This window comes from Bacillus sp. FSL L8-0358 (assembly GCF_038593095.1).
Taxonomy (GTDB): Bacteria; Bacillota; Bacilli; order Bacillales; family Bacillaceae; genus Bacillus; species Bacillus subtilis.
In genome coordinates this window covers 362,365-376,356 of sequence record NZ_CP151962.1, presented here as the reverse complement: position 1 = coordinate 376,356, position 13,992 = coordinate 362,365, and the positions used below count along the sequence as shown (strand labels likewise).

Here is a 13,992-nt window from a genome sequence, read left to right as displayed (position 1 = left end):
GTTCTCTTCCAAATACAGTGCCAGTTCTTGAATAGTCGGCTTTTCAAAAAGCACTTTTATCGGAACTTCCTTATGAAAATGCTCTTGGATTTTCGCCGTCATCATCATCGCTTTCAAAGAATGACCGCCGATCATAAAGAAGTTATCGGTAACGCCTGCTCTGACGCCGAGTATTCCTTCCCAGATCTCCGCTAATTTCTTTTCACTCTCTGTTTCTGGTGCTGCGTATTCCGGCTGCACGGCTTCTGATTGCGGTGCAGGCAGTTCCTTTTTGTTGATTTTCCCGTTTGGCGTGAGCGGCAGACTTTCCATTTGAATCAGGTGGGCAGGGACCATATAGTCAGGCAAAGACTGAGACAGTGTTTTTCTCAGCTCACTCACAGGCACTTCACGATCCGCCGTGAAGTACGCGCAAATTTCATTTTCATCCGCTTTGTTCTTGCGGATGATCACCGCAGCTTCTGTCACATGCTCAGCCATGTTCAGTTTTGTTTCAATTTCGCCAAGCTCAATTCGGAAGCCGCGCACCTTCACTTGGTTGTCGATTCTGCCTAAAAATTCGATATTGCCGTCCGGCAGCCATCTTGCCAAGTCACCAGTGCGATAAATTCTCTCACCCGGTCTGAACGGGTCTTCGAGAAATTGCTTCTCCGTCAGCTCAGGGAGATTCACATATCCTCGCGCTACACCGATTCCGCCTACGCAAAGCTCACCAGGCGCGCCGATTGGCTGCAGACATTGCTGCTCATCCAGGATGTAGGCAGTGGAATTTCCGATCGGCTTCCCGATTGGGATAGAGCCGCCATACTCACGGTCGATCAGAAAACTGGTTGAAAACGTCGTGTTTTCTGTCGGGCCGTATCCGTTCCACAATGAAAGTGACGGCGATGCCTGTTTTACTTTGCTGACTATATGCGGGACAAGTGCGTCTCCGCCGATGATTAAATGGCGCAGTGTGCCGAACATACCAGCATCCTTTGCGGCAAGCTGGTTGAATAAAGGTGACGTCAGCCACATCGTCGAGATTCTTTGCTCACGCAGAAATGCAGCAAATTGTTTCGCATCAAGCAGCGTCTCTTTTTTGACCGGATAAAGCGCTGCGCCATTCAGCAGTGCGCCGAATACCTCAAACGTTCCGGCATCAAAGCTGACAGCTCCCGTTTGCGCCATGCGGTCCTCTTCAGTAACAGGAACGTACCCGGCATTTTTGACGAGGCGCAGAATGCTTTTATGTTCGATCATGACGCCTTTCGGTTTGCCCGTTGAACCGGATGTGTACATGATGTACGCCAAATCAGACGGGGCGGATGGCAGGTTGAGATTGTCAGCCGCTTCACTCTCTTCAAAGCCTATGTCCAGTGTAAGAACCGGCACCTGCAGCTGATGTGCCTGCCCTGTATAAGAATTTCCGGTCAAAACCATTCGAACAGAGCTGTCCTCTGCCATGAAACGAAGACGATCCCCAGGAAGCGCTGGATCAAGCGGCACATATGCGGCGCCTGCTTTTAACACAGCCAGCATGCCGACAACGGTTTCTACTGAGCGATCGTTCATAATCGCTGCTGTTTCCCCTTTTTGAAGCCCTTGTTCGACAAGCTTTCTCGCCAGACGGTTAGCCGCTGCATTCAACTCGCGGTACGTCAGCTCGGTTCCTTCATATACGACGGCAGTGCTCGCCGGCGTCCGTTTCGCTTGCTCTTCAAACACTTGGTGAACAGCCATTCCTTCAGGGAATTCGGCTTTCGTGCTGTTAAACACCTCGACAATTTGCCGCTGCTCTTGGTCTCCAACAAGCCCGTACTCACGCACAAAAGCGGCCGGCTGATCGACAGCTGCTTCCATCATGCGGGTAAGGTGCTCCGCTGTCCGTTCGATAAAAGCGGAATCAAAGGCGGCTCCGTTATATTTAATTTTGACGGTCCATGTTTTGCCTGGATACACAATCAGGTTGAAATCGAAGCTCGTTTGTTCAAATGCGCTTTCTACCTTAATCGAAAACCCGAGGCGGTCTTCCATGCTGCCGTTTTCAAGCTCTTGATCAAGCGGATAATTTTCAAACGCGACCAGATGGTTTAAGAGATTGCCATCAAGGGCTGAGCGTTTTTGAATCTCATAGAGCGGCACGTAATCGTAACGCTCTGCCTCTACTGCATGCTGCTGAACAGCTGTGAAAATATCAGCGAATGCAGCATCTCGTTCAACTTTCACCCGCACCGGAATGGTGTTGATAAACAGCCCCGCCATCGTTTCAATTCCGTTGATTTCAGACGGCCTTCCTGAGACGACCGTTCCGAAGACAACATCATCCGTAAAGTTGTATTTGCTGAGAACAATGCCCCAAACGGCCTGAAATAGGTTAGGCCCTGTCACTTGATGGAGATTTGCGGTTTGCTGAATACGGGCAACCAATGTTTCGTCCCATGTAAAGGAATATTCTTTATTGACGTATTCGTCTTTTTTTACAGGCAGGCGGCCCGGGAGCACGCTTGGCTGTTCAAAACCCGCCAAGCGCTCGCTCCAGTAGCTCTCCGCTTCTTCATTGTCCTGTTTTCCAAGCCACTTGATGTAATCGGAATAAGGCTTGCCCTGACCGTTTGCAGGTGTCCTGCCTGCTCTGAGCGCTTCATAGTTTTGGAACAGGCTTTTCATGAGGACGCCCATGCTCCAGCCGTCCATCATAATATGATGATTGCTCCAGACAAGATACAGCTGATCTGCATCAAGGCGGAAAACCGCTACCTTGAACAATATGTCTTTTGCCAGGTTAAAGCCTTGGCGCTGAACGTCTTGTTTGTAACGCTCAATGTGCTCTTTCTGGCGGTTCTCGTCTGCATGACTGATATCCTCATAATGCACCTTTGTTTTGCGTTCCGCTAACACGACCTGACGCGGTTTTTGCAGCTGCTGATGCACAAATACCGTACGGAGAATATCGTATGACCGAATCAGTTCATTGACGCTTTTCTCAAAGATTTCAAGATCAAAAGCGCCGTGAATCCCAAGCTCTAATTGTGTGAAGTACGAGGAAGAATGCGGATCAAGCATCGCATGATACAGCATTCCCTCCTGCATTGGTGTCAGTGCGTACACCTTTTGAATCGATTTTTTGCTCATATGCCACCTCTATTAGAAAATTTCCATTAATTTATCCAGCTCATCCAGCGTCAAATCGTCGTCACCAAGATCACTCGGGGTCAGTTCCGTACCGTCTTGAGATAGGCAATGTTCAATGATTCTGAGAAGATGCGCTTTAAAGCTGTCACTGAATGTTTGTACTGTTTTTTCATGAAATTCAAGAGAATGATAGGCCAGTGACATCGTCAGTTTTCCGTTTTCGATATATCCAACAACATCCAGCGCATTCGGTTTTTCTGTTTCAGGGCTTAATGACTGTCCTGATGGCAGCTCTGATCTCGTAAACAAACCTGCATCCGACATTTCGTCAAACTGACCTAAATAGTTGAAGCTGACATCCGGCTGAATCGAGAACGCCACATCTTCTTTATGTTCCGGTGCCGTCAGATAGCGCAGAATGCCGTATCCGACTCCCTTATTCGGCACATGTCTGATATCTTCTTTCATTTGCTTCAGCTGGTAGCCCAGATCATCCGCATGCTTCATATCGAGCACCATTGGGTACATACTTGTAAACCAGCCGACTGTGCGGGAAATGGTCAGGTCTTCTATGATTTCTTCACGTCCATGCCCCTCTAAATGAACACTTACTCGATCTTGACCCGTCCACTCCTTCATTGCCAATCCGAATGCCGTCAGCAAAATATCATTCATTTCTGTGTGATATGCCTCATGCACCTTTGTGGTGAGCTGTTCTGTCTCTTCAGCAGTCAGCGAGAATTCAATTGTCTTTGTATGTTTCATTCGCTGATCACCAGATTCGCGGTCTTTCGGAAGCTTTGCCGCGACTGCTGGTTCTTCAAGCTGTCTCCAATACTCTTTTTCTTTCAAAAAGGCTTTGGAGTTCGCGTAGTCTTGCAATCTCTCTGCATACTCTGCAAATGAATGTGTTTTCTGCGGGAGAACCGGTTCATTGCCTTGCTCAAGCTGTGTATATACTGCGGCGAAATCCTCCAGTAGAATCCGCCACGACACGCCGTCAACCACTAAGTGATGAATGGCAAGAAGCAAGTGGTCTCCGTCTTCCGCTTGGAACAAGCCTGCTTTTAACAAGCCGCCTTCCTGCAAGTCGATGCTGCTTTGCAAACGCTCCGCTTCTCTCTCTATACGGTCTTCGTAATCTGCAGCTTGGCCCTCAATCTGGATGACCTCCAATTGAGCTGAAGCAGCTTCAAGATCTCTGTTGTATTGAATGACGTCTTCCTGTCCCTCACGGTAGATCATACGGAGCGCGTCATGATGCTCGATCAGCGCCTGCAATGTTTTCTCCACCCGTTCAGGATCAAAGCCCTTCTTGGCGTGAAGCATCACCGATTGGTTCCAGTGGTGCTTGTTCGTGAAGTTCTTTTCAAAGAACCAGCGCTGGATCGGCGTCAGGATGACTTCGCCCTCCACCGGGCCTTGGTCTGCCTGTTTGCCTTCGGCACGCTCTACATATTGGGTAAGCTCTTCGATCGTCGGATGCTGGAAGAGATCTTTCATTTCCAGCTTCCAGCCGTGCTGATTCAAGCGGCTCGCCATTTGAATTCCTTTGATGGAATCTCCGCCAAGCGAGAAGAAATTGTCGGTGACACCGACTTCAGACATTCCAAGCACGTCCTGCCAGATGCCGGCAAGCAGCTCTTCCATGTCGGTCGTCGGCGCTTTGTATTCTCCGCTTCCCGCTTCGATGTCCGGCTCAGGCAAGGCTTTGCGGTCCACTTTGCCGTTTGCCGTAACCGGAAGCTCGTTCAGCGTCACCCAGAACGCCGGGATCATGTAATCCGGCAGGGTTTCCTTCAGTGCTGATTTCAGTGCTTCTATGTCAGCTGTTTCCGGTGTGACATACGCCGCGATCGCTGTGTTGCCGCCTTTATCTTTGACAGCTGTCACCGCCGCATCCTGCACCTCAGAAAGCTGGGCGAGCTGGACTTCAATTTCTGAGAGCTCGATCCGGTAGCCGCGGACCTTGACCTGCTGGTCGATCCGGCCGATGTACTCAATGCCGCCGCCCGTCCATTTCACTAAATCGCCGGTACGGTACATGCGCTCACCCGGCACAAACGGATCAGCGACAAACCGCTTCGCGGTTTCGTCTTCTCGATTCAGATAGCCGCGTGCCAGTCCGCGCCCCGCCACGCAAAGCTCTCCGGCTACGCCTTCCGGCTGCACCTGATTGCCCTCGCCGAGAATATATACTCTCGTATTGGCAATGGCCCGTCCGATGGAAAGCGAGCCTTCCTCCGGATGGATTTCTCCGCTTGTGGCAACGACCGTATTCTCTGTCGGCCCGTAGTTGTTGACGAATGTGTACGGCTTTTTCACTGCGCGCTTCAGCTTGTCTCCGCCTGTGAGCAATACGCGTAGCGATGTGTTCTCTAGCTCCATGAACTGTTCCGCAAGCTGTGTCGGCAGGAACGTGATCGTTATGCCGTTCGTTTCAAAATAATCGTTCAGGCGGACGATATCGAGGCGGATCGCTTCATCAATGACGTGAAGCTCAGCACCGATCGTCCAGGTCGGGAACATCTCCCAAATGGAAGCGTCGAACCCAAAGCCTGCGTACTTCGCACTGCGGTCCTCCGCTGTCATGCTGAACGCGTCGTGGTGCCAGAAGCACAGGTTCACAAGCGCATGGTGCTCGACCATGACACCCTTCGGCTGTCCGGTCGTTCCAGACGTGTAAATCATGTACGCCAAGTTCTCCGCGGTTACAGCCGTCTCTGGATTTTCCTCGTCGTTTTCATCAAGCGGCAGGCTTAGAATCGTGCGGCTTCCGTCGAGAAGAATGACATCTCCCGTATAGCTGTCCGGCACTGAAATCCCCTCTTGCTTCAAGAGAAGCTTCGCGCCGCTGTCCTGTAAAATATATTCAATCCGCTGATCCGGGTAGTCAGGATCAATCGGCACAAACGCCGCTCCCGCCTTTAAGACACCGAGCACCGCGGCGGACATTTCAAGCGACGGCTTCGTGAGAATGCCGACGCGGTCATCCGGGCTGATGCCGCAGTCCATCAGAATCCGCGCAAGACGATTTGCCTTCGCATTCAGCTCGCCGTACGTCCAAGACTGGCCGTTGTATGTGACAGCCGGACGGTCTTTGTGGCGCTGGACAGTCTCTTCGAATAGCTGATGAACCGTTTTGTCTGTCGGCACAGGCAGCGCTTTACCCTTCCATGCCTCAAGAAGCGCTTGTTTTTCTGTTTCAGTGACAAATGACAGGCTGGAAAGCGGCTGGTTCGGGTTCCCAGTAACAGCATCCAAAAGCTGCATCCAATATTGCTTCCATCGTTCAATCGTTTCCTGCTTAAACAGAGCTGTATTGTATTCGAGTACGAATGTAAGCCCTCCGTCGGTTTCGTCAGCCGTCAGCGTGAGGTCAAACTTGGCTGTTTTCCGTTCAAACGGATGCGGCTCAAGCTGAATCCCTTTCATTGTTAAATCCTTTATGTTCGCATTTTGCATTGAAAAAACTGCATCAAATAACGGATTTCTGCTTGTGTCACGCTGAACCTGAACATTTCCGATCAAGTCCTCAAGCGGATAATCCTGCGCATCAAAAGCGCTTAGTGCCGTTTCTTTCACTTCGTTAAGATAGTCAGCAAACGTCTTTTCACCCTTCGGATACGTGCGGAGCGCCAGTGTATTGACAAACATTCCGATGACACGGCTGACGTCCGCTTGAGATCGTCCGGCCACAGGTGAACCGACGATGATATCGTCTTGCCCGCTAAGTTTTGATAAAAACGCACTGTATGAAGCCAGAAGCACCATGTAAAGCGTGGAATCCGTTTCTTTTGCAAGCCTGCGCAGAGCATCAGCTTTGCCTGCTTCTAATGAAAATGCAATGCGGTCTCCCTCAAATGTTTGAACGGCAGGCCGACTGTAATCAGTCGGAAGCGTCAACACCGGCAGTTCTCCGTCCAGCTCCTTCAGCCAATGCTCCTCTTGCTTCTTGTAAAGCTCAGACTGAATGAACTGCTGCTGCCACACGGCATAATCCTTATATTGAATACGGAGCGGCTCAAGGATTTCTCCGTCGTACAGCTTTGAAAGCTCCTCAATCAGCACACCGACAGACGCACCGTCAGAAATAATGTGATGCATATCGAACAGCAGCACATGCTCAGTGTCTGAATGCTTGATCAGCCCTATTCTGAACAGTGGAAGTTGGTCGATTTTGAAAGGCTTAATAAACTCAGAAACGATCCGCTCTGTCTCTTCTTCCGGGGCTTCGAAATAGGCTATCTCACACTCAGCCTCTTCCCAGATCCGCTGCACCGTTTCTCCATCTTTTATTTCAAACGTGGTTCTCAAGGCTTCATGACGCTGCATTAACTGCTGCATGACGCTGTTAAGCCTTTCAACATCAAGCTCACCTGTAAGGCGCAGAACCGCAGGCATGTTATAGCTCGTTTGCGCATCCTCAAGCTGCTGAAGCACGTACATCCGTTTTTGCGGTGAAGAAACAGGATACGTATCTTGTTTCTCTGCTGGGCTGATACTTGCGGCTGTCCCTTTTTCAGCAGAGGCAATCACCTGTGCCAAGCCCTCAACCGTCGGTGACTGGAAGAGATCCTTGAGTGACAGCTCAACGCCCAGTTCCTGATGAACCAAGGCAAGCATCTTCATGCCTGCTAATGAATGTCCGCCAACGTCAAAGAAGTGGTCATAAACGCCGACTTGTTCAGCCTGAAGCACCTGCGCCCAAATGTCTGCGACTTTTTGTTCCGTTTCATTGCGTGGCGCCACATATGAAACACCTCTTGAAACGTTGGCATCAGGAATCGGCAGCGCTCTTCGGTCAATTTTTCCGTTCCCTGTCAGCGGCAGCTCGTCCATTTGGATAAACACCGCAGGAACCATATATGCCGGCAAGTCCTTCGCAGCATGCTCTCTCATCTCTTGTGATGAGATGTCTCCCTCTCCGACATAGTAAGCGCAAAGCAGTTTATCTCCCGCTCCTTGATCAACGGCAAGCACAACACTTTCCTGAACACGATCATGGGTTTGCAGCTGATGTTCGATTTCTCCAAGCTCGATGCGCTGTCCGCGAATCTTCACCTGATGGTCGATTCGCCCGATAAATTCGATGTCGCCATTCGGCAGCCATCTCGCAAGGTCTCCCGTTTTATACATGCGTTCGCCAGATGTAAACGGATGGGGAACAAATTTCTCCTCAGTCAGTTCTGGACGGTTGTAATAGCCTTTCACGAGTCCTTCGCCGCTGACGCAAAGCTCTCCGGCAATCCCGGCAGGCTGCACGTGTCCCGTGCGGTCAAGAATGTATACTTCCGTATTGCTAACCGGTTTTCCAATCGGAACAGACAGCGTGTGCTCCTCCAATTCATCAACCGGATGATACGTCGCGAAAACCGTGCTTTCAGACGGCCCATACATGTGAAGGAGCTTGCCCTTTCCAACCGTTTGCAAAGCTTTTCTGACATGCTCAACCGAAGCCCGTTCCCCTCCAAACATAATCTTGCGAAGCGTTGACAAGCACGCCGGATTCAAGTCCACAAGCAAGTGGAACAAAGCGGTTGTAATCATGAGAATGCTGATGTTCTCCCGTTCAATGACGCGGGACAGGCGAGCCATGTCCAAAACGGTTTCCTTGGGTATCAGCACCAGCTTGGCTCCGTTTAACAAAGAGCCGAACATATCGAACATAAACGCGTCAAACACGTAATTGGAAAGACCGAGAATCGTATCCTGTTCTGTAATGCTGAGATAATTCGTTTCCTTCACCGTGCGGAGAATATTGGCATGTGTCACGATATTCCCCTTAGGTGTTCCAGTCGTTCCAGAGGTATACGTCAGGTTTGCCATTGCTTCAGAATCAAGAGGCAGTGCGAGATTGCGCGCATCGGCATGATAGCTTTCTTCCTCATCGGCTAGCACGATAACGCCCTTAAATTCCGCTTCTTCCGCCAAAGCCTTTAATTTCCTCTGAGTGAGAAGCACCTTTGCTCCGCTGTCACGGAAGAAATGCTGCATCCGCTGAATCGGATGTTCCGGATCAATCGGAACATAAGCCGAACCTGATTTTAATACTGCCAAGATCGACACAATCATATCCATTGACCGCTCGCATAAGACAGCCGCAGTTCTGCCTTCGCCAGCTCCAAGAGAAAGAATGCCGCGGGCTAAACGATTGGCCCGTTTATTCAGCTCACGATAAGTGAGTGTTTCACCTTCATATTGAAGCGCCGGCTGGTCTGGCGTTTTCGCCGCTTGCTCCTCAAACAGCTGAACAATTGTTTTGTCTTTCGGATAAGGTGTTCTGCCCGGGTTAAACTGCTGAATTTGCGAAGCAGCCTCCTCTTCAGAAAGAAGCTTATACTCGGAAATCCGCTTCTCCGGATCAGCCGCAGCATCTTCAAGCAAACGCGCAAAATGCGTAAGCAGCCTGTTTGCCGTGCTTTGTTTAAACAGCTTCGTGCTGTAATCCAAATCAAGCTCAATGCCTTCATCGGTTTCTCTCGCCTGCACCGTCAAATCAAATTTGGCAATCTTAAAATTGGTCTCATGAACAGACAAGGACAGATCGCCGACAGCCGGAATGCCCTCTGTCGCGTTTTGAAGGCTGAACATCGTGTCAAACAGCGGATGCCTGCTTACATCACGCGGGATATTCAAGTCTTCAACAAGCCACTCAAACGGATAGTCCTGATGAGAAAAGGCATCCAGCACCTGTTTACGAACACGCGAGATCAATTGGGTAAACGTCTCATCCTGCTTCACCTCACTGCGAATCGCAAGCGTATTGACGAACATCCCGATAATGCCCTCTGTATCGGAGTGATTTCTGCCGGCTGACGGCGTCCCGACAATGATGTCATCCTGTCCCGTATACTTTGACAAAAGCGTATAGTAAGCGGACAGCATCACCATATACAAAGTGGCGCCGTTTTGTTCAGCCAAACGATTGAGGCGATCCTTTATCCCCGCATCCAGCTTGATTGACACCCGATCCCCTTCAAAGCTTTGGACAGGCGGTCTTGGGTAATCGGACAGAAGCTGAAGCACCGGGAGCTCGCCTGCAAAGACTTCCTTCCAATAAGCCTGGTCCTTCTTGTACCCTTCAGCAGCCTGTCTGCTTTGCCATACAGCGTAGTCCTTATACTGGAGACGAAGCTCAGGAAGCTGTTCGCCTTTATAAATGCGTGCTAACTCCTCCAGCATAATGCCAATGGATACACCGTCAGAAATCAAATGGTGCATATCAAACAGCAGCATATGACGGTTCTCTTCAAGCCCCAGCAAACCGATTCTGAACAGCGGAGCTTTCGCCAAATCAAATGTCCGAACGAATGAAGCCATAATTGCCTCATCTGAGCGGCCGCCTCTTTCAATCATTTCGATGTTGAAATCAACACTATCGTGAATTTTCTGTCTCGGCGTGCTGTTTTCAAGAACAAATGATGTTCTCAATGACTCGTGGCGTCGGATTAACCCCCGAAATGCGCGCTCCAGCTTTTGAATATCTAAAGGCCCTTCCAGAATTGCTGCTGCCGGCATGTTGTAGCCGACTCCCGCATCCTCGAATTGGCTGACGATATATGTTCGCTGCTGTGCCAGAGAAAGCGGATAATGTTCCTGTTTTTCAGCAGGTTCAATCACCGAAAATGCCCGGCTTTCTCTGTGATCAGCTTCCTCTGCAAGAGCCGCAATCGTCGGATGCTCAAACAAATATTGAAGCGGAATCTCGACGCCTGCTTCCTTATGAATCTTTGTTAAAAGGGTCATGGCCTTCAATGAATGCCCGCCCGTTTCAAAGAAATTGTCAAAGACCCCCGCCTTCTCAACGTTCAGCACGTCCTGCCAAATGGCTGCGATTGCTTTTTCAGTCTCATTTCGCGGCGCTGTATAGGCAGTGCCGCTGACAGCCTTCACCTCTAGCGCAAACAGCTTGCGGCGGTCGACTTTGCCGCTTGGCGTAAGCGGAATTTCTGTCACTTCTGTAAAGTAAGCCGGCACCATATAGTCAGGAAGCTGTCTGGCCGCATGCTCCCTCAAGCCGGCTGGCGCAAATTCGCTTCCAGGCTTCTGCACAACATATGCACAAACCTCAAGATTTCCCTGTTCGTCAGGGCGTGCCAAAACAACGGCTTTTGCAACGTCTGGCGCCTGCTGAATCACGGCCTCAATTTCCCCAAGCTCAATCCGGTATCCGCGGACTTTGACCTGGTCATCCTCTCTGCCTAAATATTCGATTGTTCCATCTGGAAGCCAGCGCACCACGTCTCCGGTCCGGTACATGCGATCGCCCGGCACGAATGGATCTTGTAAAAACTTCTCTTCCGTTAATTCAGGCAAATGCAAATAGCCTCGGCCCACACCGTCTCCCGCGATATAAAGCTCGCCCGCCACGCCTTCAGGCTGCAGCCGGCCTTTTTGATCCAAAATATATAAGCGGTTATTCCCCAGCGCTTTCCCGATCGGCACATACGCTGATTGAACTGCATTCTCAGGGATAACCGGATGAACAGACGCGTCAACGCACGTTTCAGTCGGCCCGTACACATTAGTCAAACGCGGCGCTGTGCCGGCTTCTTTAAACAGCTTCAGCAGCTTGTCCGCAACAACAGATGACAGGCCTTCTCCTCCGATCAGCATGTGCTTCAGTTTTAGGCCTTCAAAATCGCCCGCTGCTACCAGCATTTGCAAATGAGCCGGTGTTCCGTCCGTCGCCTCAATGCTGTTCTTCCGATAATATGCAGCAAGGGCGGCCCCGTTCGTCACTGTTTTCTTCGGTACGATATAAAGGGTTTGGCCCAAAAGAAGCGACGCGAAGATCTGCTTCACTGACGCATCAAAGTGGAACGGCGCAAGCAATGCCATCCGCAGGGTTTGGCTGCCGCTTTGATAAATCGTCTGCTGCAGAGATTCAACCAAATGATGAACCTGGCGATGCTCGATCATAACGCCTTTCGGGCGTCCGGTTGTTCCCGATGTGTAAATAATGTAGGCAAGGTTCCGTGCGTTCACATCTGCATTCAGGCTTTCTTCTGCACCTTCCGCAATCGCCTGATCTAAGTCAATCAGCTCAGCATCGGCTTCAGGCGCCGCAACCTTCGATTCAGTCAGGATGAAGTCCGCCCCGCAATCCTCCAAAATATATTGAATGCGCTCAGCAGGAAAACCCGGATCAATCGGCACATAGGCTCCGCCGGCTTTTAAAATCCCCATGATAGCTGTAATCATCCGTTCAGAACGTTCAATCAAAACCGCGACAGGACTGTCCGGGCCAACCCCTTTTTGTTTCAGCACATTGGCGATGCGTGCGGATTGTTCATGTAACGTTCGATAGGACAATGTACGACCTTCAAATACAACCGCTGGATGATCTGAAAGCTGCTCAGCCTTTTCTTGGAACAGTTCGGGGATCGTCATGTCCTTACGGTAGCTCACAGATTCACCGCCGGCCCTCGCAAGCAGCTTCTCTTTCTCCGCATCAGAAATCATCGTTAATTCATCAATTGTATGTTCTGGATGCGTTAACGCGTTCTCCAGCATCGTAATCATGCGCTCACAAATCATGTTGATTTCTTCACGTGAAAATAAATCAGTGCGGTAATCAAAATCTATGGTGAGTTTCCCAGTATCCCATCGATCCTTTACATGGATCGAGACATCATTTAATCCGCTGCCGCTGAAAATCGGCTCAGTCAAAAAGGCAAGGTCCTCTTCTTTTTGCCACTGCATCACCTGATATTCAAGAGAAACAGTAAACAGCTTGGTCAGAGAGCTCTTTGTTTCACGCAAATCGTTGATCAGGAGATTATACGGGTACTTTTGGTGGCGAAGCGTCTTCATGAGATCCTTCATCCGGTCTTTGACAAATTCTAAAAACGCCTGCCCGCCGTCAATGTTTGTCCGAAGCGGAACCGTAGAAACAAACATGCCAAGCATCTGCTTCTCTTTCGCATTTGTCCGGTTGCCCATAAAGGTTCCCGTCACAACATCATTCTGGCCGCTGACCCTGTATAAATAGGCGGCGAGCAACGATTGAAATACCGAAAGAACACTGACTTTATTCGCCTCACAAAACGACAGAATCTGCTGATGAAGCGCTTCAGGCACATCTTTAGAGAACCTCTCAGCATCTAAACTTCCTCCTGCGGAAGCATTCCGTTTCAAGGAAACAAGTTCAGGCACCGATTCAAATTGTTTGTTCCAAAACGCCTTGTCCTTTTCAAACCGCTTCGATTGAGCATAGTCCTGTTCAGATAAAACATGATCGATAAATGAATGCGAGATTCCTTCTTTTGTCTCTGAGCCGCTGGCTAATTCTAAATAAATGTGCATGATCGCATTTCCGAGAATATTCATGGAGATACCATCAGAAATCACGTGATGAACATTTGCGTAAAACCACACTTCATTTTCCTTTATGGTGAACAAGGAAAAACGGAACAAATCACAATCGTACAACGGCAACGGTTTCTTCGTTTCCTCCCGGCTCCATTGTGAAATAAACTCTATCGCATTCGGATCTTCAGTAGTGTCAGTATGTTTTATATCAACAGGCCGATACTCGCTAATATATTGAACAGGCTCCCCGTTTTCATCTAGCCGCAACCGAAGGCGCATGGCGTCATTTCTGCGAATAAACTCTTGAATCGCCTGCTCAACAAGCACATAATCAATCGCATCAGCTGAAACCAGCTTACCAATCCCCGCAAGATTTGAAATGCTCGTGTGAGGATAAAATTTTTCTGTGTACCAAATTCGTTTTTGTGCATTTGTTAAAGGGTAAAAAGTTATTTCCATATTGTCATACCTCCCCTAATCTTTATAAGCAGTGAACATGTGCAACGCATTTTCTCTTTCTTATCCATATCAGCTTTTAATGCTTATGAACTAACAGCCGAA

General features: G+C 49.7%; 1 protein-coding gene and 1 pseudogene. Both read right to left on the bottom strand.

The features are described 5' to 3' along the window. Positions 1 to 21: 21 nt before the first annotated feature. A pseudogene (srfAB, locus tag NYE49_RS01965) lies at positions 22 to 3,114 on the bottom strand (surfactin non-ribosomal peptide synthetase SrfAB); the annotation flags it as partial. Between the two features lie 12 nt (positions 3,115 to 3,126). After that, positions 3,127 to 13,890, bottom strand: a complete 10,764-nt coding sequence (gene srfAA / locus NYE49_RS01960) for a surfactin non-ribosomal peptide synthetase SrfAA (RefSeq protein WP_342410859.1) — start codon at positions 13,888 to 13,890, stop codon at positions 3,127 to 3,129. Between the last annotated feature and the right edge of the window lie 102 nt (positions 13,891 to 13,992).

What these genes read in the sequence shown, in the direction of transcription:
- srfAA (WP_342410859.1), bottom strand. Translation starts at nt 13,890, where the DNA reads ATGGAAATAACTTTTTACCCTTTAACAAATGCACAAAAACGAATTTGG.